Origin of the sequence: Microbacterium sp. KSW4-4 (assembly GCF_023091185.1) — a bacterium.
In the GTDB taxonomy this organism is placed as follows: domain Bacteria; phylum Actinomycetota; class Actinomycetes; order Actinomycetales; family Microbacteriaceae; genus Microbacterium; species Microbacterium paraoxydans.
In genome coordinates, this window is the sequence record NZ_JAHWXJ010000001.1 from 1,819,639 (window position 1) to 1,841,592 (window position 21,954).

The following is a 21,954-nucleotide window of genomic DNA, read 5'->3' on the forward strand; positions in this document are numbered from 1 at the left end:
TCGACGACGCACCGGGATCCGCCCGGGAAGCCCGAGCGAAGGAGGCGATGAGATGAACGCAGTCGTCGTCGCGCCTTTCGCCGACCACCTTCCCTTCGAGGCCACCCGCTCCTGATCGCCGCGTGGCCTCCCTTCCCGGAGCCACACCGTGACCGAATCCCCCGCTTCCTCGGAAGCCGCGTCCTTCGACGCCACCTCCTTCGACTCCCTCGAGACCGCCCTCTCCTTCGCCGAGGTCGAGCCCGGCCCTAACCAGCGCTGGACGACCTGGCCGTCATCCACCCCCACCGAACGCGGGCCGGAACCGCGCCCCGCGTGGGTCGTGACCTCCGCCGGCGCCCTGGACACCGAGCTCGGCATCCTGAAGACCGGCAAGGAGGCCGACGTGTTCCTGCTGGAGCGCGCCGTGCCTGACGACCCGACGCGGCGCACCCTCCTCGCCGCCAAGCGCTACCGCGGCATCGAGAACCGGAGCTTCCAGCGCTCCGCCGTCTACACCGAGGGGCGCAGCACGCGGAACACCCGCGATACGCGCGCCCTCGCCAAGAAGACCGCCCACGGACGGGAGGTCGCCGCAGCCCAGTGGTCGCGCGCGGAGTTCGAGGCCCTGTGCCGGATGTGGGAGCGCGGCGCCCCGGTCCCCTATCCCGTGCAGGTCAGCGGCACCGAGGTGCTCATGGAGTTCCTCGGCGACGACCGGGGCATCGCGGCACCGCGGCTCGCCCAGGTGCGCGGGTCGAAGGCCGAGATGCAGGAGTACTTCACGCAGGTGGCCGACCTCATGCGGGTCTTCGCCGCCGCGGGCTTCGCGCACGGGGACCTCTCCGTCTACAACCTCCTCGTGCACGACGGGCGGGTCCGGGTGATCGATCTGCCGCAGATCGTCGACGTGATCGCGAATCCGCAGGGCCTCGACCTGCTGCACCGCGACTGCGTCAACGTGTGCGACTGGTTCGCACGGCGACGGGTGGAGTGCGACGCCGAGGCCCTGTTCGCCGACCTCCTCGGGACGCTGTTCTGACTCCCGGTGTCAGGAGGCGAGTCGGGCGGCGAGAAGGGTCACCAGCTCGTACACGACGTGGCTCGCGGCGATCCCGGTCATCTGGGCGTGATCGTACGCGGGCGACACCTCCACGACGTCGGCGCCGACGATGTCCCGGTCGCGCAGCGCCCGGAGGATGCGCAGCAGCTCGCGGCTCGTGAGCCCTCCGGCCTCGGGGGTCCCGGTGCCGGGCGCGTGCGCGGGGTCGAGCACGTCGATGTCGATCGAGACGTACAGCGGCTTGTCGCCGATGCGGGTGAGGATGCGGTCGATCGCCGCCTCCACCCCGTGCTCCTCGATGTACTCGCTGGAGACGATGGAGAAGCCGAGGCGCTCGTCGTCCTCGAGGTCCTGCTTCGAGTACAGGGGTCCGCGGGTGCCGACGTGGCAGCTCGCGGTGAGGTCGATCAGCCCCTCCTCGCTCGCGCGGCGGAAGGGGGTGCCGTGCGTGATGGGGGCGCCGAAGTAGGTGTCCCACGTGTCCAGGTGCGCATCGAAGTGGAGGACGGCGACGGGACCGTGCTTCGCGGCCACCGCCCGCAGCAGGGGAAGGGCCACGGTGTGGTCGCCACCGATCGTGACGAGGCGCTGCACCTGCTCGCCGAGCGCCAGCGCCGCGCGCTCGACCTCGGTCACGGCCTCGGTGAGGTCGAACGGGTTCACCGGGATGTCGCCGGCATCCACCACCTGGGCGAGCTGGAACGGCGACACGTCCTGCGCGGGGTTGTAGGGCCGCAGCAGCCGGGACGACTCGCGCACGTGCGACGGGCCGAAGCGGGTGCCGGGGCGGTAGCTCACGCCGGAGTCGAACGGGATGCCGACCACCGCGATGTCGGCGCGCGGCACGTCCTCGATGCGGGGCAGGCGGGCGAAGGTGGCGATGCCGGAGTACCGCGGGTTCACGGAGGCGTCGACGGGGCCGATGTTGTCGGTCATTTCTCGTTCCTGTTCGTCGGGAAGTGTGGGTCTCAGAGGGCGTGCTGCAAGATGTGCACGAGCTGCACCCCGCCGTCGGCGATGGCCGCGCGGATGCTCGGGGCGATGTCGGCGCGCGATGCCACCCGTCGCCCCGCCGCCCCGAAGGCGGTGGCGAGCGCGGCCCAGTCCGGCTGCACGAGGTCGACGCCCACCGGGGTCATGCCCCGGTCGACCTCGTTCTGGCGGATCTCCGCGTACCCGCCGTTGTCGACGCACACCACGGTGACGTCGAGGCGCTGCTCGACGGCGGTGACGAGCTCGTTCACGCAGAACATCAGGGCGCCGTCGCCGATCACGGTGACGACCGGGCGTTCGGTCTGCGCGACGGCCGCACCGATCGCGGCGGGGAGGCCATAGCCGAGCGTGGCGTAGGTCGGCGTGTAGAGGAGGGAATGCGGCTGCTCCTGCCGCAGCACGCTGCCGAGCGCCATGTACACGATCTGGGAGGAGTCGCCCGCGACGATCGCGTCAGCGGGAAGGGCGGCGGCGATGATCTCGGCGAGCTCGACGGTGTCCGGCGCCGTCTCTCGGGACTCGGCCTCGATCGCGGCCCGCTCGGCCGTGAGGTCGCGGGCGGGACGGGCGGGGTCCGGCAGCAGGGGCAGGAGGGCGTCGGTCACCGCGGCGGCGTCCCCCGTGAGACCGACCGTCGCGGTGAGGTTCTTGTCCCGCTGCTCCGGAGAGATGTCGACGCGGATCACGGCGCCGCGCGCCTCGAGCCGCGGAGCCCAGAGCTCCGCCTCGCCCAGCTTCGAGCCGACCACGAGCAGCACGTCGGCGTCTTCGGCCACGGCCCGTGCGGCGGCGAGGCGCAGGTTCGAGCCGAGGGAGAGCGGGTGCCGTTCGTCGAGCACCGCCTTGCCGTTCAGGGTCGTGAGCACGGGGGCTCCGAGCCGTTCGGCCACCGCGGCGATCTGGTGCGCGGCGTCCACCGCACCCCCACCGGCCACGATCACCGGGCGGCGGGCGGCGGACAGCAGCCGGGCGGCCTCGGCGAGCGCGATCGGATCCCCGGAGACGCGGTCGGGCATCGGGCGCGGCTTCCGGTCCTCCGCGGGCACGGCGGCGGGCGCCTCCAGCACGTCCAGCGGGATCTCGATGTGCACGGGACGGGGGCGGCCGGTGCGGAAGAGGTGGAACGCGTCGTGCACGGCCTGCACCGCCTCCGCCGCGGTCGACACCCGCCGCGACCACTCCGCGATCGCGCCGACCATGGCCGTCGCGTCCTTGGTCTCGTGCAGCGTGCCGACGTCGGCGAACTCCGCCCCGAGCGGCACGCCGGGCGAGAGCACGATGAGGGGTCGCGACTCGCAGAAGGCCGTGCCGATCGCGCTCATCGCGTTCTGCAGCCCGGGGCCGGAGGTCGTGATCACCACGCCGGGGAGCCCGGTCTGCTGCGCCCAGCCGTCGGCACCGTACCCCGACCCCTGCTCGTGGCGGTTGGTCACGGCACGGATGCCGAGGTCGGCGAGGGGCCGGTAGAACTCCAGGTTGTGCGTGCCGGGGATGCCGAAGATCGCGGTCACCCCGTAGGCGCGGATGGTCTCCAGGACCGCTCGGCCCGCGGTGTCGGCGTACCGGTCGTCTGCGATGGTGTCGGTGCTCATCGTGTCATCCTCACATCGCGTGCCGACGGACGCCGTCGACCCAGGTCTCACGGACCTCGATCGCCGCGATCTCCTCGGCCGGCACCGCGAGCGGGTCGTCCGAGAGCACCGCGAAGTCGGCGTACTTGCCCGGCTCCAGGGAGCCGAGGTCGTCCTCGCGGCCGATCGAGACCGCGCCCTCGATCGTGTGCGCCCGCAGCGCCGCGGTCGCGGAGATGCGCAGATCGTCTGGGCCGAGCTTGTGCCCGCGCCGGGTGACCCGGGTGACCGCGGTCTGGATCGCCTCCAGCGGGATGGGCTCGGCGACCGGGGCGTCCGAGGAGATCGTGATGGGTACGCCCGCACGCTCGAACTCCCCGAGCGGGTTGAAGCGCTCACCGGGCGTGCCGATGGCCTCCTCCACGCCTTCGCCCCAGTTGAAGTAGTGCTGCGTCTGGTTCACGGGACGGATGCCGGCGGCCGCCATCCGCTCGATCTGCGCGGGGGTCGGCAGCCCGCAGTGCTCGATGCGGTGCCGGGCATCCGCGTCCGGATGCTCCGCGAGCGCGGCCTCGATCGCCGACATGACCATCTCGATCGCGGTGGGCGACTGGGCGTGGGTCGCGGTCTGGAGGCCGGCCGCGTGGGCCTTGCGGATGAGCTCCGCGTAGTCGGCGGGCTCGTGGTAGAGCTGGCCGGTGCGGCAGGGGTCGCCGACGTAGCCGTCCGGGAAGTACGCGGTCCAGCCGCCCAGGGTGCCGTCGGCGTAGAACTTGATGCCGGCGAAGCTCAGGTGGGCGTTGCCGAACTGCCCGACGAGCCCCATCTCCAGCGCCTCGTCGAGCAGGTGCGACAGCAGGTACATCGACACGCGCAGCTCCAGCCGCCCGGCCTCGGCGAGCCGCAGGTACATGTCGAACTCGCGCCGCGTGACCTGGCAGTCGCCGATGGAGGTGACCCCGCCCGCGAGGAACCGCTGCGTCGCCGCGTCGAGCTGGCGCAGGTGCTCCTCCGGCTCGTCCGCGAGATGGAAGTTCGGACCGTGGTGGCCGATCTTCACCCCGTGGACGCCGGTGAGGATGTTGCACGCGGCGTCGGACAGTTCGCCGGTGAGCTCGCCGTCGGCGTCGCGGAAGAACTCGCCGCCGTCCGGGTTCGGGGTGTCCCGGTCCACGCCGTTGCGGTCGAGCGTGTACGAGTTCACCACCCCGCCGTGGCCGGAGGCGTTCATGAGGTACACCTCGCGGTCGGCGGCCACCTCGTCGAGCTCGAACCGCGTGGGGTGCCGCTTCTCGGCGAGGTTCCGCTGCTCGTAGCCGTAGCCGCGCACCGGACGTCCGGCGGGGAGATCCGCGGCGGCGGCCTTCAGCAGCGCCACGATCTCCGGGATGCTCCCCGCCTTCTCCGGACCGCAGTCCACCCAGGTCATCATCTGCCCGAACATCAGCGGATGCGCATGCGCGTCCACGAAGCCGGGCACGACCACCGCCTCCCCCAGATCGACGCGCTCAGGGGTGAGGCCGGCCCGCGCCGCCACGTCCTCGCAATCCGCCGCCGTGCCGAGGGCGACGATGCGCCCCCGGTCGGTCAGCATCGCGGTGACGGTGGTGTCCGCCGCGTCTGCCGTGTGGATGGCTCGCGCGGTGACGAGGACGGGAGCGGCCTGGGCCGAGCGGTCGAAGGGGGTGAGCTTTCTCATGATGCCTGTTCGCGGTGGTGTCGTGCGGGGGAATAGTGCCGGTCAGGGCAGGCGGTTCGCCGTGGTGTCGGTCCGGGCGGTGAACGACGCCGTGACCGGGGCCTCGTCGGAGTGCTGCGGCGCGAGACGCGTGCAGATCCCGGCGATGACGGCCATGCCCACGAACATCGCGATGACCGACCAGACACTGCCGGTCCAGGCGATGAGCTGCGTCGCGAACCAGGGCGAGAATCCGGCCCAGATGGCGGCGCCGACGCCGTACGACAGGGCGATGGATGTGTAGCGCGCCTGCGGACGGAACATCTGGGCGAGGATCGCCGCGATCGGGGCGTACGTGGCGCTCATCGCGATGCGCACGAGCGAGGCGAAGAGGAAGATCAGCGGCTCGACACGGCCCGGCATCAGCAGGAGGAAGGGCGCGAAGGTCAGCACCGAGGTGATCAGGCCGATGTACATCACGTTCTTCCGGCCCCACTTGTCACCGAGCCAGGCGACCGGCAGCGTCACGACGAACTCCACGAACGACGCCAGGGTCATCGCGTCGAGGATCACCTGCTCGCTGATCGCGATGGGCTCGCCGGTCGCGTACGCGGTGGCGAAGGTGGTGGCCAGGTAGTAGCCGCCGGTGGAGATGGGCAGGATCCCGATGCCGAGGAGGATCGGCTTCCAGTTGACACGGAGGGCGAAGGCGAGCGGCATGGACTGCTTGCGGCCCTCGATCTTCTCCTCGAAGACCGGCGACTCCTCGACGCGATACCGGACCCACAGCCCCACACCGATCAGCACGATCGACAGCAGGAACGGGATGCGCCAGCCGCCGTCCATGATGAACGTGTCGCCGCCGCGGGACATGATCGCGAAGATGCCGGAGGCGAGGAGGGCGCCGGCCGGGTTGCCGAGCTGGGTGAAGCCGCCGTAGAACGTCTTCGACTTCTCGGGAGCATGCTCCACGCTCATGAGCACCGCGCCGCCCCATTCGCCGCCGACCGCGAGGCCCTGGACGGCGCGGAGCAGGATGAGGAGGATCGGCGCGAGGATGCCGATGTTCTCGTAGGTCGGGAGGCAGCCGACGAGGACGGTCGCGGCCCCCATCAGCAGCAGCGTGATGACGAGCGAGACCCGCCGGCCGAGCTTGTCGCCGATGTGGCCGAAGACGATGCCACCGAGGGGGCGGACGAGGAAGGCCACCGCGAACGTCGCGAAGGCGGCGGCGGTCTCGGCCAGACGGTCGCCGCTCGGGAAGAACAGCGGGCCGAACACGAGGGCGGCGGCCGTGGCGTAGACGTAGAAGTCGTACCACTCGATGGTGGTGCCGACGAAGGCGGCGAAGCCGGCGCGGCGCGCGCGGCTGTGGACGCCGCTTCGGGGGGTGGGGGTAGTGGTCATGGACCCGCTCCTTCGCGGATGGTGTCGGATAGCGAAGGATGCTACGGACGTGGAGCGCCGCGGGCAAGGGCAGAACTCCAGCGATACGCGTCATTCACTGGATTTGTGTCGGACGCACCGCGCACTCCAGGCCTTCCGCTCGGTCGAACAGCGCTCTACACTGCTTTTCTGCGGGGACGAGCGTGCACTGCGGGGAAATCGACGGAATCGGACGGCACATGGACTTCGACGCGGAACTCATCCGGGCGCTGCAGGAGGACGGCCGCGCCAGCATCCTCTCCCTCGCCGAGCGCGTCGGCCAGTCCCGCGCCGTCGTGGCGGCCCGTCTGCGCGCGCTGCTCAGCGACCGCACGGTGCGGGTGGTCGCGGCCGTCGACCCCGTGTTCCTCGGCCAGCACGTGCTCGCCCACGTGTCGATCCGGACCGACGGCGCTGTCGAGGTGGTCGCCGAGCACCTGCGCGACATGTCCGAGACCGTGCTGGTGTCGGCGGTCGGCGGCGCCCACGACATCGTGACGGAGGTGCGGGTGGGCTCGATGTCGGAGCTCCACGACCTGCTCGCGCGCATCCGCGGGAGCGCCGGCGTGCTCGACATCAACACGATCATCTACTCGACCGTGATCAAGGGCTTCTTCGTCTCGGAGTATCACGGCGGCGTGACCCTCGACGGCATCGACGAAGCCCTCATCGAGCACCTGCAGTCCGACGGGCGGATGAGCTTCCGTGCCCTCGGCGAGCAGGTGCGGCTCTCCCCCAGCGCGGTCGCGACCCGGGTGCAGCGGCTCATCGACGCCGGGGTCATCAAGATCAGCGCCGTGGAGGCCCGAGGGCTCGCGCACCGGCAGCTCTCGATGGGCGTGGGCATGACGCTCGGAGACGACGACGAGGCCGTGATCGACGAGCTGCGGCGGGGGCGCGGCGTCGACTTCGCGGCCCGAACGCTCGGGCGGTTCGACGCCGTCGCGACCCTCGTGGAGCCCTCCGCCGGAGCCCTGTACGCGAGTCTCGAGCGGCTGCGCGCGCTCCCCGGAGTGACCCGGATCGAGGCGTGGCTGCATCTCGCGGTGCTCAAGGAGGACTACGCCCGCACACTCCGCCCCCTCCGCACCGACTGAGTCCGCCCCCGTCCCCGCCCCCGTCCCGCCCGGGATCAAAACCGCGCCTCCCTCGCCGACCCCCGGCACGTTTCTGCACACTCACCGGGAGGGGCTCTCGGTGCGGGATGGAAAAGGGGCTTCGGAAGCCGCGCGGAGGACCGTTTTCGACCCCGCGCCCCGGCCGTGGCCGCCGGATCACGGCGGGCGAGTGGGACGAGCCTCGTCGACGCCGACCTCCTCTACCGCTGACCGACAGCCGCGCGGACGTCAAGGGGATGGCGGGGCGCGCGGCCGCCGCGCAGGATGGCCGGTATGACGGACGACGGCCCCGCGCAGACCGCGGACGGACACCACATCGTCGTGAACGGCCGTCGGTGGCGCGCCACCGATCCGTCGATCCCCGAAAACCTGCGGCAGGAGCTCGTCGACGAGCTCATGGCCGCACGGCGCGCGGTCAAGGCGGCGGAGCCCGACGCCCGCCGTCGCGTGCAGGATGCGAAGACCGCCCTCGGCGAGCGGGGTGCCCCGTGGTGGGAGGAGCCCTCCGCGGCGCAGGCCGAGGAGCGGATCGCTGCGACGATGCGCGCCCTCACCCGGAAACGCTCGGACTCGTCGATCTGCCCGAGCGACGTCGCCCGCGCGGTCGGCGGCGCGGAGTGGCGCGACCGGATGCCCGACGTGCGCCGCGTCGCCGCGGACCTGGCGTCCCGCGAGGTGGTCGTGGTCACGCAGAAGGGCGAGCAGGTGAGCATCACCGACGCCCGCGGACCCGTCCGCATCCGCCGCGGCCCCGCCCTCTGAGCGCCTCGGTCGCCCGACACCGACGGCGCGCCGTCACCGGGCGTTCACCGTCCGCGGCCAGACTTCGACCATGACCTCACCCGATCCCGCGGCGGGCGCCCCCGAGCCCGTGGCGACAGCGAACAGCGGCGCCGTGGCCGTCGTCGGCCTCGATCTGCGCGGAGACACCCCCGCGCCTCGGAAGCAGGTGTACTCCTGGGCGCTGTGGGATTGGGCGACGCAGCCGTTCAACACCGTCATCCTCACGTTCGTCTTCACCGCGCTGTACCTCGTCAGCGCCTCGTTCCTGCCGCCGGAGATCGCTGCCCTCGACCCGAGCGACCCGGTCCGCGTCGCCGCCGAGGCCGACCTCGCCTCCGGTCTCGGACTGGGTTCCACGATCGCCGCCCTGGGCATCCTGCTGCTCGCCCCCGTCCTCGGTCAGCGCGCCGACGCCGCCGGACGACAGAAGCTCTGGCTGGGCATCGGCACCGGCGCTCTCATCCTCTGCATGCTCGGACTGTGGTTCGTGGAGCCGCAGCCGGCCCTGTTCTGGCTCGGCGTCGCGCTGATCTCCGCCGGTTCCGTATTCGGCGAGATCGCCGCGGTGAATTCCAACGCCATGCTCATCGGGATCGCGAACCCGAAGAACGTCGGCCGCATCTCCGGACTCGGCTGGGGCTTCGGCTACCTCGGGGGCATCATCGCCCTCGTCATCGTCGTCCTGCTCGACACCTTCGACTGGTTCGGCATGTCCACCGACAACGGCCTCGCGTACCGGCTCATCGCCGTGGGGTGCGCGGTCTGGGCGATCGTCTTCAGCATCCCGATCTTCCTCAACGTGCCGGAGCCGTCGCTCGGGCGGCCGGAGCGCAAGGTGGGGTTCTTCCGCTCCTACGTCCTCCTCGTGCAGGACGTGATCGGCCTCTACCGCGACCCGCAGACCCGATCGACGTTCTGGTACCTGCTCGCCAGTGCCGTGTTCCGCGACGGCCTCGGCGGGGTCTTCGCGTTCGGCGCCATCATCGGCACCGCGGTGTTCCGGTTCGGCACCCAGGACATCATCGTCTTCGGCATCGCCGCGAACCTCGTCGCCGGCGTCTCGACCATCATCGCGGGCCGCCTCGACGACCGCCTCGGCCCCAAGCGGATCATCCTCGGCTCGATCGGATCGATGATCGTCGCCGGCCTCGCCGTGTTCCTGCTGCGGGATGCGGGGTCGCTCGTGTTCTGGATCGGCGGTCTCGTGCTCTGCGCCTTCGTCGGTCCGGCTCAGGCGGCGGCGCGCTCCTTCCTCGCCCGCGTCACCCCGGCCGGCCGGGAGGGCGAGATCTTCGGTCTCTACGCCACGACGGGCAGGGCCGCGAGCTGGATGGCCTCGGCCGCCTGGACCGTGCTCATCGTCGCGACGAGCCAGACCGCCTACGGGATCCTCGGCATCGTCATCGTCCTCATCATCGGGTTCCTCCTCCTGCTCCCGGTGAAGGCGCCGCGCTGAACCCGCTCCGGGCGCCGGACGGATCGGGCGGGAGTAGCCTGACCCGGTGACCGTCGTCCTCGCCTTCCTCGCCAACATCCTCGTCGCGATCGCGAAGACGGTCGCCGCCGTCATCACCTCGTCCGCGTCGATGGTGGCCGAGGCCGCGCACTCCTGGGCGGACGCGGGGAACGAGGTCTTCCTGCTCATCGCCGACCGCCGGGGCGCGAAGACCAAGGACGCCCGGCATCCGCTCGGCTACGGCCGCAACGCGTTCGTCTGGTCTCTCATCGCGGCGTTCGGCATCTTCACCGCCGGCTCGATCGTGTCGATCATGCACGGCATCCAGGAGCTGTCCGACACCGGCCCCGTGGAGAGCCCGGTCGTCGCCTACATCGTGCTCGGCATCGCCTTCGTCCTGGAGGGGGCGTCGTTCACGCAGGCGATGGTCCGCTCCCGTCGGCTGGCCCGGGAGCGCGGATCCTCCACGTGGGACTTCGTGCTCGAGACGAGCGACACCACGCTCCGGGCGGTGTTCTTCGAGGACTCCGCCGCCCTCATCGGCCTCGTGCTGGCGGGCGGATCGATCCTCCTGCATCAGCTCACCGGTGTCGCCGCGTGGGATGCGATCGGGTCGATCCTCGTCGGGATCCTGCTGGGCGTCGTCGCCGTGATCCTGATCGGACGGAACATCGCGTTCCTCGTCGGCACGTCGGTGTCCCCCGCGCTGCGCTCGCGGGTGGGCACTGCCCTCCTCGGGATGGACGACATCGAGCGGGTCACCTACCTGCACATCGAGTACGTCGGGCCGAACCGGCTGTTCCTCGTCGCCGAGGTCGACCTCGCGGGCGATGCGCGCGAGCACGACGTCGCCCGGCGGCTGCGGGAGGTGGAGCGGCGGATCGAGGCGCACGACGCGGTGGAGACCGTCGTGCTGTCCCTCTCGGTGGACGACGAGCCCTCGCTCGACTTCGCCCGCGTGTGAGGCCGGTCAGGCGCGCCAGTTGTCGGCGAGCTTGGTGAGCAGTCGCGCGAGCTCCGTGCGCTCCTCCGCGGTGAACGACTCGAGCGCGCGGCCGAGCAGCTCGCGGCGTTCGCCCCGCATCCCGCGGGCCAGTCGCCGACCCTCGTCGGTCAGCGCGATGCGGGTGCGGCGGGCGTCGTCCGGGTCGGCCTCGCGCCGAACGAATCCGGCCTGCACACCCTGCTGCACGAGCCGCGACGCCCGCGGCTGATCCACGCCGATCGCCTGCCCGAGCGCACTCACGCTGAGGGGTTCCGGCGCGGCGGCAAGGGCTTCGAGCATGCGGAGACGGGCCGGTCCGCCGAGGCGGCCGCCGTCGACCATCCAGGGCGGCATCCCCGGGTGGCCGCGGTGGTGGGCGAAGTGCTCGCGCGGGTCGCCGTGGGGCCCGTGCCCGTGTGCACCGCGTGGCCCTCCGTGCTCGCGGCCGCCGGGTCCGGGTCGGCGTCCGCGCAGCCGGGAGAGCGCCTGCGCGATCGCTTCGGCGGCGTCGGGGGACGCGGGGTCGATCGGATCGGTGGCCATGTCCCGATTTTACATGCAGCTTGACATGCGTTTGCTTTCCATGTCACACTGCATGTACATGCACAGTGACATTGATATGTCGGATGACATCCGTCATCGGTGCACCACAGACACGAAGGATCACCATGAACACCACTGCAGACAGCACTTCTGACAACACCTCCCGCCCGTTCGGTTTCTGGCTCAAGGCCGTCGACCGTCTGATGGCACACGACTTCGCCACCGCTTTCGCCGCGGAGGGCGCGACCCGCCGCGACTGGCGGCTGCTGAACGTCGTCGACGGGACGGTCCCCGTGCGCCGCCCGCTGCACCCGCACAAACTGCACGATCTCGTCGACCGCGGCTGGGTCGAGGCGGACGGCGACGGGTGGGCACTGACCGACGAGGGCCGCGCGGCGAAGGAGCGCCTCGGCGCCACCGTCGACGGCATCCGCGCGAAGATCGCCGGCGCGGTCTCCGACGAGGAGATGGCGACGACCCTCGCGGCGCTCGAGAAGATCGCCCGCGCCTTCGGGTGGGACGAGGAGACACCTCTCCCCCGGAAGCGGCGCCCCGGGTTCGGCTTCGGCCCCCGGCACGGCTTCGGACGCGGGCACGGCTTCGGACCCGGACACGGCTTCGACCGCGGACACGGCTTCGACCGTCACAACGGAGACGAGGAAGGCGGATACCGCGGGCGCGGTCACCACGACGGTCACGCCCACCGCGACCACGGTCACGCACACCGCGGCCACGGGCACGGCCACCGCGCGCAGCGGATGGCGGAGCGCGCATTCGAGCGTGGCTTCGACGCCGGATTCCGCCACGGCCACGCCGCCTGATCGTCCCCCTCGAGCGCCTCACCCGAATCCCGGGTGAGGCGCTTTGCTCTTCGCGAAACCCGAGCCGGGATCACTTCCGCACCTCCCGAGCGCCCCAGCGGCGCTCTTCTGATCCCCCACCCGCACCCCAGCGCCCCCGAGACGGAGACGCGGACGAATCGCCCTGAGTCGAGACGGGATCAAAGTCGCGCCTCCACAGCCGTCCCGCGGCACGTTCTTGATCCCACACCTCGGCGACGCGAGCACCCCTCCCCGGACGAGGTCAGAATCGCCCCTTCCGGACGCCTCAGCGGCACGTTTTCGATCCCGCACGGTGATGCAGGCAGGCGGCGCGGAAGGGGCGAGCACGGATCAGAAACGACCCTTCCGACGGACCTCGCGGTCCGATTCCCATCCCGCACGCAAGGAGGGCAGGGCCCGACCGTCGGGCGGGATCAGGAACGGGCCTTCGAAGCGGGAGTGCGGTGCGTTTCTGAGCTCGCAGGCGAACGCGGGCGCGAGACCCGGACGCGGGACGGAGCTAGAGGGCGAGGAGGGCGAGGGCGGTGTCGGGAGCACCCGCGTCACGGAGGCGTGAGCGCATCGCGGCCGCCGCGAGCGCATACGGCCTGTCGCTCCGCAGGAGGAGCGACCGCGCGTTGGCCTGCTCATTGAGGGCGACGAGCTCGAACGCCAGCACCTCGACGTCGGCCGCGCCGACCTCTCCCTCCGCGGCAGCGAACCGCAGCTGGGCCTCGATGTATCCGTACCAGTCGACGAGGGCTGCCCGCACGGCATCGCTCACGGGACCGGGCTTGGAGTCGACGTCCGCCGCGGTCGCCGCGAAGAAGCAGCCGCCGGTGAAGACGCGGTCCTTCGAGTAGACCAAGGCGTTGTGGAGGAGCGCGGCCAGGCGGTGCGCTCCCCTCGGCTGGGCGCGGGCGGGCTCGATGATCCGCTCGACGAAGATGTCCCGAGCGGCGGCGACCGTCGCGAGCTGCAGGCCCTCTTTGCTCTGGAACAGCGTGGCGATGCTGCTCTTGCTCGACCCCGAGGCAGTGGCGAGGCGTCCGATCGTCACGCCGTCCAGACCCTCGACGGAGGCGAGGTCGGTCGCACTCTCCAGCACGATGCGGCGGGAGGCGTCGCCGCGCGCCCGCCGGCCGTCCTGCATCACGGCATCCATCATGCCCCTAGTATACGAACGATCGTTCGCCTAGTATACGGATGATCGTTCGTATAGTTCGGTGAAGGAGCCTCCATGCCGTCCGCGTCCTCTCTCCTCGTCCGCGCCCTCCCGACTGTGGGACGCCTCTCCCCTCGCCTCGCCGGCGATCTCGCCTACCGACTGTTCTTCTCCACCCGCCCACGGATGGCCGTGCGCTCCGCCGACGCCGCCACCCACGACGACGCCCGCCGCGGGAGGCTCCTCGTGCGCGGCATCCCCGTCACGACCTACACGTGGGGCACGGGTCCGCGCACCGTGCTGCTCCTGCACGGCTGGCGGGGCCGCGCCTCGCAGTTCGCCCCGCTCGTGCGGGAGCTCGTCGCCGAGGGGTTCCGCGTCGTCGCGTTCGATGCCCCGGCGCATGGCTCCTCCGGCGGGCGGCACACCGATATCCGCGACTGGGTCGACGCCGCGGAGCAGCTGGACCGCACCCACGGCCCCTTCTCCGCTCTCATCGGACACTCCTTCGGCGGGCTCGCGGCGCTGACCGTCGCCCGGGCGTCCGGCTCGGTCCCCGCCGTCGCCGTCGTCGCCGGGGCCGCCGCGCCCGAGGCCTTCCTCGCCCAGTTCGCCCGTGACCTCCGGCTCGACGCCGCCACCGCGGACCGACTCCGCGTCCGTTTCCACCGCCGCCTCCGGCTCGATCCCGCAAGCGCCGCCGAACAGTATGACGCGGCCGCCCATCCACTCCCCGCCGGCACCGCGCTGCTCATCGTGCATGACCGGGGCGACCGCCGGATGCCCGATCACGACGCCCTCCGGCTGCATGCCGCCCACCCCGGCCGCTCCCGTCTCGTCCGTACGGTGGGTCTCGGTCACACGAGAGTGCTGTCGGCCGATCCGACCCTTGACGCCGTGGTCGCGCTCGTGACCGGGGGGCTCGAGGCCGTGGATGCGCTCGGCACCGCGACGGGACGAGCCGCCATCGATGCCGCACCGGCCGACCCGTCCGCGGCCCTTCGGAGCCCTACACCCGGGTCGGCAGGAAGCCCGCGCTCGGGTCGGCGGCCGCGAACGGCAGCCCGACAGTTGTGATCAGCACGACGAGCGTCACCACGGCCGCCGCGAGCAGGAGGAAGAGCACGACGAACACGACGACCGCGAGCATCCGGTAGCTGCCGGTGTCGGCGACCTCCGGCGCGATCGATCGCTGCGCCCAGTCGTCCGCAGCCGCGGCGGGCTGCTCGCCCTGGAGGATCGCGGGCGTCGGACGGGATCGCTCCGAGCGACGGGTCGGCGCCGGAAGCGCATCGCCTGCGGCGTCCGGTGCCGTCAGCAGCCCCTCCGGGATCGGCGTCTCCGGCGGCGGAGGCGGGATCACGGCGTCGGCCGGCGGGATCACCGCGTCGGCGGGAGCGACCTCCAGCCCCGGATCATCCGGCAGTGCCACCCCACCGGGCACCGCGGACTCGTCGGAACCCGTCCCGCTCGCGTCGCTCATGTCAGCCTCCGACGGCTCCGATGTCGGTCACTCCCACGTCGGTGCGGTGGAAGTTCTGAAACGACCGGGACGCCGTCGGGCCCCGCTGACCCTGGTAGCGGTTGCCGTAGGGGCCGGAGCCGTACGGGTTCTCCGCCGGCGAGGTGAGCCGGAAGAAGCAGAGCTGGCCGATCTTCATGCCGGGCCACAGCTTGATCGGCAGCGTCGCCACGTTCGCGAGCTCCAGCGTCACATGCCCGGAGAAGCCCGGGTCGATGAAGCCGGCGGTCGAGTGGGTGATGAGCCCGAGGCGACCGAGCGACGATTTCCCCTCCAGCCGCGCGGCGATGTCGTCCGGCAGGGTGACCTGCTCGAACGTGGCCCCCAGCGCGAACTCGCCGGGGTGGAGGATGAAGGGCTCGTCCGGGTCGACCTCGATCAGCCGCGTGAGCTCAGGCTGGTCGACCGAGGGATCGATGAACGGGTACTTGTGATTGTCGAAGAGGCGGAAGTAGCGGTCCAGTCGCACGTCGATGCTCGACGGCTGGATCATCTCCGGCGCATGCGGTTCCAGGCCGACGCGGCCGGAGGCGAGTTCTGCTCTGATGTCGCGATCGCTGAGAAGCACGGCACAAGCCTAGTCATGAGCACCCCGCGCTTTGGCCATCCGGCCCGCGACAGGTAGGCTTGCTCCACCTGCTCTCGGGCGGGTGCGGGGCTGTAGTTCAATGGTAGAACTTCTGCTTCCCAAGCAGACAGCGCGGGTTCGATTCCCGTCAGCCCCTCCACTTCTCTGATCCTCGCCTCGATGCGACCGGTTCGGCGTGCCCGACCCCGCCCGACCGGGATCCATCGAAAGAGGGAGACTTCCCTCCATCGTCTTGACGATGTCGCCGCACGACGCTCCTGGTGGAGTGACAGGTATGGCAGATTCTCGCGCTCTTCGGCGCTTTCCCGAGTGGATGACCTCGCGTGGCGGCGCATGGGTCACGCTCGGCGCGGTCCTCCTGATCATGATGACTCTCTTCGGCTTGTTCGGGTCGGCGAAGGCACCCGCCGGCAACGAGCAGGCTCCCGCGGGGTCGGAGTCGGCGCGCACGAGCGCCCTGTTGGCGGAGTTCCCGAACGCGGATCGGCAGTCCGTGATCGTGGTCGCCTCGCGCGTCGACGGCGCGACGCTCTCGGCACGGGACGTCGACGCGCTCCAAGGCCTCCTCCCGGTGCTCGACGCGCACGCGGACGCGGATCCGACCGGGCCTCTCGTGAGCGAGGACGAGAAGGCCGCGGTTCTCGTGACGCCGATCGCGGTCGGCCAGACGAGCACCGACACCGCCGCGGTGATCGCGGCGCTCCGCGCCGACATCGACGAGCACGCACCGGACGGGATGACGCTACTCGTGACCGGCGGTCCGGCGTTCGGCGCCGATATCGCCGCCTCCTTCGAAGGCGCCGACTTCACCCTGCTCCTCGTGACCGTCCTGATCGTCGCCGTGCTCCTCATCGTCACGTACCGGTCACCGGTGCTGTGGCTGCTGCCGCTCGCCGCCGTCGGCCTGGCCGACGGACTCGCCGGACGATTGACCGCGGCTGCCGGTTCCGCCTGGGACCTGCAGTTCGACGCCGGGATCATCAGCGTCCTCGTCTTCGGCGCCGGGACCAACTACGCCCTGCTCCTGATCTCGAGATATCGGGAGGAACTCACCACCACGACGGACCACCGCCGCGCGCTCAGCACGGCCTGGCGCGGGACCGCTCCGGCGATCCTCGCCTCCAACCTCACGGTCGTCCTCGCCCTCATGACACTCGCCCTGGCGGTGATCCCCGGCACGCACGGACTCGGCGTCTCGTCCGCCATCGGGCTGCTGGTCGCCCTGGCGTCCGTCCTCTTCCTGCTGCCTCCGCTGCTGGCGGTGTGCGGGCGGAAGGTGTTCTGGCCGTTCGCCCCTCGTCCCGGAGCTGCCGCACGGCGCGGCGGGGTGTGGCGGACGATCGCGACGCGCGTCGTGAGCCGGCCGGTCGTGAGCCTCCTCGGGGGTGCGGCTCTGCTGGCCGTGATGACGGTCGGCCTCGTCGGGACGACCGTCGGGCTCGATCAGGTCGACAAGTTCCGGGTCCCGTCCGAGTCCGCGACGGGTCTCGAGGTGCTCTCGAACCACTTCCCGGCAGGAGAGGCGCAGCCGATCCTCATCGTCACGGACAGCGGCGAAGCCGACGCCGTCCTCACCGCGGCGCGCGGCGTGGAAGGCATCGTCCGCGCCACTCCGGTCGGGACCACGGACGATGAGGGGCTCACGAAGATCCTGGTGACCAGCGAGTATGCGCCCAGCACCGACGAGAGCCTGGCTCAGATCACGGAGCTTCGGGACGCCGTGCACGATGTGCCGGGGGCGGTGGCGGTCGTCGGCGGCGCGGTGGCGACGGATCTCGACGCCCGTGCCGGGAACCTCGCGGACCTCGGCGTCGTGGTGCCGCTGGTGCTGGCGGTGAGCTTCCTGGTGCTGGCGTTCCTGCTGCGGTCTCTGGTCGCGCCGCTGCTGCTGCTCGCCGTCAACGTGGCGAGCGCCGTGGCCGCCATCGGTGCCGGGGCCTGGCTCAGTCGCGTGCTGTTCGGGCAGCACGCGCTCGATCTCCCGGTACCGCTGCTGGCCTTCCTGTTCCTGGTCGCCCTCGGCATCGACTACACGATCTTCCTCGTCCACCGTGCGCGGACCGAGGCGGCGCTGCGGGGCACCCGGGACGGCATGGTGGAAGCGGTCGCCCACACCGGCGGGGTCATCACGAGCGCCGGGATCGTCCTCGCCGCCGTGTTCGCGGCCCTCGGCGTCCTGCCACTGGTCACCCTCGGGCAGCTCGGGCTGATCGTCGGGGTCGGCGTGATCGTCGACACCCTGGTGGTCAGGACCGTGATCGTCCCGGCGCTGTTCGCTCTCGTCGGCGACCGCATCTGGTGGCCGGGGCGACCTGCCTCCGGACGTGTCGCTGACGCGGGCTGATTCGTCGGGGCCGCTGTGCGTCGCTCACACCACCGGACGGTACCGCTGCGCGACGGCGCCGGAACGGAACTCCCGCCGCTCCACGAGTTCGAGCCGGAGACGTTCGTGCACGCCGTCGAGCAGCCGGGGACCATGCCCGGCGACGACCGGATGGACGACGAACAGGTACTCGTCGATCAACCCGAGGTCGGCGAGCGCCGCGGGCAGCGCCACTCCGCCGACCGACAGGCCCTTCCCCGGCTGATCCTTCAGCCCCCGGACCCTCTCCGAGAGATCGCCGCGCACGAGGTCCGCGTTCCAGTCGACGGCATCGAGCGTCGCCGACACCACGTGCTTCGGCATGCGATCGATGGTCTCGGCGAAGGGCGTCTCCCACTCCTCCATCCAGTCCGGCCAGACCCCGGATTCCGGACGCCGCCACGCGGCCCGCATCATGTCGTACGTCACCCGGCCGTAGAGCAGGGCGTCGGCGCGCTGCAGCTCCGCGGTCCAGAAGCGCATCGACTCCTCGTCGGGCGGGAGTCCCGCTTCGTGATGGCAGCAGCCGTCGAGCGTCACGTTGATCGCGTAACGCAGCGGTCTCATCGGAGCTCTCCGACCGGGATCGGCACCGTCAGCACGTTGCCGGGTGGCGCCAGCGGGCACGCCCACGCCGGGTCGTAGGCGCAGGACGGGTTGTACGCGAAGTTGAAGTCGAGCACGAGCGTGCCGCGGCGCGGGTCGGCCCCGAGGTCGGCACCCTTGATCGTGTCGATGAGGTAGCGCCCGCCGCCGTACGTCCCCCCGCTCTGTCCGGCGGAGGCATCGCGCACCGGCACGAACAGGCCGCCGCCGTAGGAGGCGAGCCGCCACACGTCGAGAGACCCGACGTCAGGGATCTCCACGACGCCGACGCGCTCGAACGGCACGATGCCGTCCGTCCCCGTCGCGAACTCGAACGTGGCCGGATCCGTGTCGAGGATCGGGAGCTCGAACCGCCAGGCGGGGTCGTACGAGGCGATCGGGAGTCCCTCGAACAGTGCCCTGTCCTGCGGAAGGAGGGGCGTCGCCGGGTGCCGCAGCACCAGCTCGTCGCGCTCGATCCGCCACAGCTCGTGCGCCTCCTCCGGGGAGTCGGCCCGTCGCACCGCTTCGTACAGGGCGAACACCCGCCGCCGCCAGTCGACGACCTCGACGGCCGTCTGCGCATTCGTCATGCGCCCACGGTACGCCGGACGACGGGCGCCTGGAACGGCCTCAGTCCCGGTCGATCATGTCCACGTAGCCGTTTTCGTACGTCGGATAGTCGAGCCTGCCGAGGACCGCACGCACCAGCGAGCCGTCGTAGACGAAGCCGCTCGGCGCACCGCCGTCGTCCGGCGGCACGGGCAGGCCGAGGCGGTCGGCGAGGAAGGTCACGACGTCTCCCAGCGGAGCGGGCGCCTGGTCGACGGCGTGCACGAGCGCCGGGGGCTCCGGCATCCGTAGCAGCAGGTCGAGAATGCGGACGAGATCGGTCTCGTGGATCCGGTTCGTGCGGCGGCGATGCGTGACGGGAGCGCCCTCCCTGACCTTCCGGAGGAGGAACTCGCGCCCGGGACCGTAGATGCCCGCGGGGCGCACGACCACCGCGTCGAAGAGCTCGACGGCCGCCTTCTCGCCGTCCCGCAGACCGCGGCCCCGGTCGGTGGTGGGCGCCGGCTCGACCCGCTCGGTCACGGGCTCGGCACTCCCGGCGCCGTCGAACACCCCGGTGGACGAGACGAAGACCGTCCGCGTCGGCGGGGCCGGCAATGCCGCTGCGAGGTGCGAGAGCGCCGTGCGATACGACGACACGTCGGGCCCGGGTGGCAGCGTCACCACGACGGCGTCGACCTCGGGCAGCGGCGCGGTGAGCGGAACGGTCAGATCGGCCGCGAGCGCCGTCACCCCGTCCGGCACGGGTCCGTCCGTGCGGCGGAGCGCCAGGACCTCACCCCCGTCCGCGAGGAGCAGCGGAGCGAGCCGGGTGCCGAGCTTCCCGAAGCCGACCAGGAGGGTGCGGCGCGGCGGAGGCGGAGTGGTCATCCCTCCCACCCTCGCACATCGCCGCCGGGCGACGGACGTAGGCTTGATCGGTGACGGAATCGCAGGGACGGGTGTGGACGGGAGTCCTCCGCGTCGGCCCGCACCGCGGGGATCACCGGGTCGCCCTGCGCGCCGCGGTCAGTGTCGCCGTGCCGCTCCTCGTGCTGTGGGCGGCCGGCCGGCTCGACCTCAGCATCTATGCGAGCTTCGGTGCCTTCGCCGCGCTCTACGGTCGGCACGACGTCTTCCGCGACCGGATCCGCATGCAGGCGAGTGCCGGTGGCGTGCTGCTCGGCGCGATGCTGATCGGCACGGCCCTGTCGGTCCTCGCTGCACCCGCCGTGCTGAGCATCGTCGTCGTCGCCCTCGTCGCCGCGGCCGTGACGCTGCTGGCCTACGTCCTGCAGTGGCACCCGCCCGGTCCGCTGTTCACGGTCTTCGCGACCGGGGCGTGCGCGACGATCCCCGCCACCGGCGCCTCCTTCGGCGCGGTCCTGCTCGTCGGCGGGGCGAGCGTGCTCTTCGGCCTCGCCCTCACCGCCCTGGTCGCCGTCGTCACCCGGACCACGGCGGAGGCGGCGCCGAAGGCGCGCCCGTCCGTCGGGCCGGTCGCCGCCGAGATGGCCGCCTCGGTCGCCGCCGCGATCGTCGGAGCGGGCGTCGTCGGCCTGATCATAGGCGGCACCCACTGGTACTGGGCGGCGGTCGGCGCGGTCGCGGCGGTCAGCGGCGCGCAGCTCAACGCCCGCGTGATCCGCGGCATCCAGCGCCTCGTCGGCACGCTGCTCGGCGTGCTTGTCGCCGCCGGGATCCTCGCCCTCGACATGCCGCCGCTCGCCGTGATCGCCGTCGTGGTGGTCCTGCAGGGGACGGCCGAACTGTTCATCGGCCGCAACTACGGCATCGCGATGGTGTTCGTCACCCCGCTCGCCCTCCTGATGGTGCACCTGGCCGCGCCGACTCCGGTCGCCGACCTGCTGACCGACCGCGTGCTGGAGACGATCATCGGCGTGGTCGTCGGAACGGTGGTGGCCGTCACGTCCGCGGCGCTGCGCCGACGGAACCGACGCCGCTGACGAGACGAGGAAGCGCCGCACCCCGGGAGGGATGCGGCGCTCCGAGGCGAGGCTTCTACTCGGCGTCCGCGGCGATCTTCCGCGCATCGTCGGCGTTGAGCACCCGGAACAGCAAAGCGGCGATGACGGCACCGACCGCGGGAGCCACGATGTACAGCCAGAGCGAGCCCCACGCGAAGTGCCCGCTGACCGAGAGGCCGAGGGCCACCGCCGGGTTGAATCCGCCACCCGAGATGGAGCCGACCGTCGCCGCACCGACGAAGACGGTCGCACCGATCGCGAGCCCGTAGAACGAGTTGCCCGCCGTGTCCTTCGAGGTGGCGGAGTTCAGCACGACCCAGACGAGGATCAGGGTGAACAGCGCCTCGACGAGGAACGCCGGACCGACCTCGATGACCATCGCCTTCTCCCCCGCCGGCCACACGGCGAGGGCCACGAGAGCGGCGAGCGCCCCGCCGGCGAACTGCGCGACGAGGTAGGAGACGAAGTCGGCGACGCTGAGCCCGCCGCGCAGGAACACGCCCAGCGAGACCGCCGGGTTGAGGTGGGCGCCCGAGATGTGGCCCGTGGAGTACACGAGCACCATCAGTGTGAAGCCGATCGCGAGCGGGGTGAGCGGGCTTCCGCTGTTCACCGCCGCGATGATCGCCAGGACGAAGAGGAACGTGGCGACCACTTCCGCGAGCGCCTTGCGAGGTGTACCGATCATGATGGTGTCCTTCTGTGGGATCGCAGGCGGCCCCCCGTCTCCCCGGAACGGCCCGGGCGACGACCCGCCTTGCGGCACCGAGGATAGC

The 21,954-nt window shown here is 71.6% G+C and carries 21 protein-coding genes and 1 tRNA gene; 10 read left to right on the forward strand and 12 right to left on the reverse strand.

Annotation, left to right across the window (positions count from 1 at the left end):
* The first annotated feature begins 148 nt into the window (after window positions 1-148).
* Window positions 149-1,021: a serine protein kinase RIO gene (locus tag KZC57_RS09055; protein ID WP_247641545.1), complete on the forward strand. Its 873-nt coding sequence runs from the start codon at window positions 149-151 to the stop codon at window positions 1,019-1,021.
* A gap of 9 nt (window positions 1,022-1,030) precedes the next feature.
* On the opposite strand, the gene speB is transcribed toward KZC57_RS09055, so the two are convergent.
* The 4 genes from speB to KZC57_RS09075 are packed head-to-tail and all read right to left on the reverse strand — an operon-like array spanning window position 1,031 to window position 6,691.
* Window positions 1,031-1,978 carry an agmatinase gene (speB, locus tag KZC57_RS09060; protein ID WP_025102677.1) on the reverse strand — a complete coding sequence of 316 codons (948 nt, stop codon included), beginning with the start codon at window positions 1,976-1,978 and terminating at the stop codon, window positions 1,031-1,033.
* 32 nt (window positions 1,979-2,010) lie between these two features.
* Window positions 2,011-3,627: a thiamine pyrophosphate-binding protein gene (locus tag KZC57_RS09065; protein ID WP_247641546.1), complete on the reverse strand. Its 1,617-nt coding sequence runs from the start codon at window positions 3,625-3,627 to the stop codon at window positions 2,011-2,013.
* 10 nt (window positions 3,628-3,637) lie between these two features.
* Entirely contained in the window at window positions 3,638-5,305 is a 1,668-nt protein-coding gene (locus KZC57_RS09070) for an amidohydrolase (protein ID WP_247641547.1), read from the reverse strand.
* 42 nt (window positions 5,306-5,347) lie between these two features.
* Window positions 5,348-6,691 carry an MFS transporter gene (locus KZC57_RS09075; RefSeq protein ID WP_217583805.1) on the reverse strand — a complete coding sequence of 448 codons (1,344 nt, stop codon included), beginning with the start codon at window positions 6,689-6,691 and terminating at the stop codon, window positions 5,348-5,350.
* A gap of 218 nt (window positions 6,692-6,909) precedes the next feature.
* Between KZC57_RS09075 and KZC57_RS09080 the strand changes: the two genes are divergently transcribed.
* The 4 genes from KZC57_RS09080 to KZC57_RS09095 all read left to right on the forward strand — a co-directional run bounded on the left by KZC57_RS09080 (window position 6,910) and on the right by KZC57_RS09095 (window position 11,030).
* Complete coding sequence (locus KZC57_RS09080) at window positions 6,910-7,806, forward strand: Lrp/AsnC family transcriptional regulator (protein ID WP_060921581.1); 897 nt, start codon at window positions 6,910-6,912, stop codon at window positions 7,804-7,806.
* A gap of 294 nt (window positions 7,807-8,100) precedes the next feature.
* Entirely contained in the window at window positions 8,101-8,589 is a 489-nt protein-coding gene (locus tag KZC57_RS09085; RefSeq protein ID WP_247641548.1) for a DUF3253 domain-containing protein, read from the forward strand.
* Between the two features lie 70 nt (window positions 8,590-8,659).
* The gene (locus KZC57_RS09090; protein ID WP_060921575.1) at window positions 8,660-10,066 is read left to right on the forward strand and encodes an MFS transporter; all 1,407 of its coding nucleotides are present in this window, start codon (window positions 8,660-8,662) and stop codon (window positions 10,064-10,066) included.
* Window positions 10,067-10,112: 46 nt separating this feature from the next.
* A complete protein-coding gene (locus tag KZC57_RS09095; RefSeq protein WP_060921574.1) occupies window positions 10,113-11,030 on the forward strand; it encodes a cation diffusion facilitator family transporter in 918 nt (305 codons plus the stop codon).
* Window positions 11,031-11,036: 6 nt separating this feature from the next.
* Here the strand turns inward: KZC57_RS09095 and KZC57_RS09100 are convergent, their stop codons facing one another.
* Window positions 11,037-11,594, reverse strand: coding sequence for a MarR family winged helix-turn-helix transcriptional regulator (locus KZC57_RS09100; protein ID WP_231919533.1), 558 nt, complete (start codon window positions 11,592-11,594; stop codon window positions 11,037-11,039).
* A gap of 125 nt (window positions 11,595-11,719) precedes the next feature.
* On the opposite strand from KZC57_RS09100, the gene KZC57_RS09105 reads away from it, so the two are divergent.
* Window positions 11,720-12,415 carry a hypothetical protein gene (locus tag KZC57_RS09105; protein WP_247641549.1) on the forward strand — a complete coding sequence of 232 codons (696 nt, stop codon included), beginning with the start codon at window positions 11,720-11,722 and terminating at the stop codon, window positions 12,413-12,415.
* Between the two features lie 520 nt (window positions 12,416-12,935).
* Here the strand turns inward: KZC57_RS09105 and KZC57_RS09110 are convergent.
* Complete coding sequence (locus tag KZC57_RS09110; RefSeq protein ID WP_247641550.1) at window positions 12,936-13,583, reverse strand: TetR/AcrR family transcriptional regulator; 648 nt, start codon at window positions 13,581-13,583, stop codon at window positions 12,936-12,938.
* Window positions 13,584-13,655: 72 nt separating this feature from the next.
* Here KZC57_RS09110 and KZC57_RS09115 point away from each other — a divergent pair, with 72 nt between their 5' ends.
* Window positions 13,656-14,657 (forward strand): alpha/beta fold hydrolase, encoded by a 1,002-nt coding sequence (locus tag KZC57_RS09115; RefSeq protein ID WP_247641551.1) that lies wholly within the window; start codon window positions 13,656-13,658, stop codon window positions 14,655-14,657.
* Here the strand turns inward: KZC57_RS09115 and KZC57_RS09120 are convergent.
* Window positions 14,590-15,063 carry a hypothetical protein gene (locus KZC57_RS09120; protein WP_247641552.1) on the reverse strand — a complete coding sequence of 158 codons (474 nt, stop codon included), beginning with the start codon at window positions 15,061-15,063 and terminating at the stop codon, window positions 14,590-14,592. The two genes, KZC57_RS09115 and KZC57_RS09120, sit on opposite strands and share 68 nt — an antisense overlap.
* A gap of 1 nt (window position 15,064) precedes the next feature.
* Window positions 15,065-15,670, reverse strand: a complete 606-nt coding sequence (gene dcd, locus KZC57_RS09125) for a dCTP deaminase (RefSeq protein WP_025102697.1) — start codon at window positions 15,668-15,670, stop codon at window positions 15,065-15,067.
* An 86-nt stretch (window positions 15,671-15,756) separates the two neighbouring features.
* Between dcd and KZC57_RS09130 the strand changes: the two genes are divergently transcribed.
* Together KZC57_RS09130 and KZC57_RS09135 are read left to right on the forward strand one after the other, a co-directional pair.
* Window positions 15,757-15,830 (forward strand) — tRNA-Gly (locus KZC57_RS09130).
* Between the two features lie 174 nt (window positions 15,831-16,004).
* Entirely contained in the window at window positions 16,005-18,035 is a 2,031-nt protein-coding gene (locus tag KZC57_RS09135) for an MMPL family transporter (protein WP_247641553.1), read from the forward strand.
* 24 nt (window positions 18,036-18,059) lie between these two features.
* Here the strand turns inward: KZC57_RS09135 and KZC57_RS09140 are convergent, their stop codons facing one another.
* From KZC57_RS09140 to KZC57_RS09150, 3 genes are read right to left on the reverse strand one after another with little or no spacing between them, the layout of a single operon-like run.
* On the reverse strand, window positions 18,060-18,620 hold the full coding sequence (locus KZC57_RS09140) for a dihydrofolate reductase family protein (protein ID WP_247641554.1): 561 nt from the start codon (window positions 18,618-18,620) through the stop codon (window positions 18,060-18,062).
* Entirely contained in the window at window positions 18,617-19,231 is a 615-nt protein-coding gene (locus KZC57_RS09145; RefSeq protein WP_247641555.1) for a DUF1684 domain-containing protein, read from the reverse strand. The genes KZC57_RS09140 and KZC57_RS09145 overlap by 4 nt, the downstream gene beginning before the upstream one ends.
* 40 nt (window positions 19,232-19,271) lie before the next feature.
* Window positions 19,272-20,081: a sugar nucleotide-binding protein gene (locus KZC57_RS09150; protein ID WP_105950627.1), complete on the reverse strand. Its 810-nt coding sequence runs from the start codon at window positions 20,079-20,081 to the stop codon at window positions 19,272-19,274.
* 50 nt (window positions 20,082-20,131) lie between these two features.
* On the opposite strand from KZC57_RS09150, the gene KZC57_RS09155 reads away from it, so the two are divergent.
* Window positions 20,132-21,157 (forward strand): FUSC family protein, encoded by a 1,026-nt coding sequence (locus KZC57_RS09155; protein ID WP_247641556.1) that lies wholly within the window; start codon window positions 20,132-20,134, stop codon window positions 21,155-21,157.
* Window positions 21,158-21,212: 55 nt separating this feature from the next.
* Here KZC57_RS09155 and KZC57_RS09160 read toward each other — a convergent pair whose 3' ends face one another.
* Complete coding sequence (locus tag KZC57_RS09160) at window positions 21,213-21,866, reverse strand: MIP/aquaporin family protein (protein WP_247641557.1); 654 nt, start codon at window positions 21,864-21,866, stop codon at window positions 21,213-21,215.
* Between the last annotated feature and the right edge of the window lie 88 nt (window positions 21,867-21,954).

Bases quoted from the DNA above. Each gene is read 5' to 3' on its own strand.
- KZC57_RS09070 (WP_247641547.1), bottom strand. From the start codon at position 5,305: ATGAGAAAGCTCACCCCCTTCGACCGCTCGGCCCAGGCCGCTCCCGTC.
- KZC57_RS09110 (WP_247641550.1), bottom strand. From the start codon at position 13,583: ATGATGGATGCCGTGATGCAGGACGGCCGGCGGGCGCGCGGCGACGCC.
- KZC57_RS09135 (WP_247641553.1), top strand. From the start codon at position 16,005: ATGACCTCGCGTGGCGGCGCATGGGTCACGCTCGGCGCGGTCCTCCTG.
- KZC57_RS09115 (WP_247641551.1), top strand. From the start codon at position 13,656: ATGCCGTCCGCGTCCTCTCTCCTCGTCCGCGCCCTCCCGACTGTGGGA.
- KZC57_RS09145 (WP_247641555.1), bottom strand. From the start codon at position 19,231: ATGACGAATGCGCAGACGGCCGTCGAGGTCGTCGACTGGCGGCGGCGG.
- KZC57_RS09120 (WP_247641552.1), bottom strand. From the start codon at position 15,063: ATGAGCGACGCGAGCGGGACGGGTTCCGACGAGTCCGCGGTGCCCGGT.
- KZC57_RS09105 (WP_247641549.1), top strand. From the start codon at position 11,720: ATGAACACCACTGCAGACAGCACTTCTGACAACACCTCCCGCCCGTTC.
- KZC57_RS09085 (WP_247641548.1), top strand. From the start codon at position 8,101: ATGACGGACGACGGCCCCGCGCAGACCGCGGACGGACACCACATCGTC.
- KZC57_RS09100 (WP_231919533.1), bottom strand. From the start codon at position 11,594: ATGGCCACCGATCCGATCGACCCCGCGTCCCCCGACGCCGCCGAAGCG.
- speB (WP_025102677.1), bottom strand. From the start codon at position 1,978: ATGACCGACAACATCGGCCCCGTCGACGCCTCCGTGAACCCGCGGTAC.
- KZC57_RS09140 (WP_247641554.1), bottom strand. From the start codon at position 18,620: ATGAGACCGCTGCGTTACGCGATCAACGTGACGCTCGACGGCTGCTGC.
- KZC57_RS09080 (WP_060921581.1), top strand. From the start codon at position 6,910: ATGGACTTCGACGCGGAACTCATCCGGGCGCTGCAGGAGGACGGCCGC.
- KZC57_RS09150 (WP_105950627.1), bottom strand. From the start codon at position 20,081: ATGACCACTCCGCCTCCGCCGCGCCGCACCCTCCTGGTCGGCTTCGGG.
- KZC57_RS09090 (WP_060921575.1), top strand. From the start codon at position 8,660: ATGACCTCACCCGATCCCGCGGCGGGCGCCCCCGAGCCCGTGGCGACA.
- KZC57_RS09160 (WP_247641557.1), bottom strand. From the start codon at position 21,866: ATGATCGGTACACCTCGCAAGGCGCTCGCGGAAGTGGTCGCCACGTTC.
- KZC57_RS09065 (WP_247641546.1), bottom strand. From the start codon at position 3,627: ATGAGCACCGACACCATCGCAGACGACCGGTACGCCGACACCGCGGGC.
- KZC57_RS09075 (WP_217583805.1), bottom strand. From the start codon at position 6,691: ATGACCACTACCCCCACCCCCCGAAGCGGCGTCCACAGCCGCGCGCGC.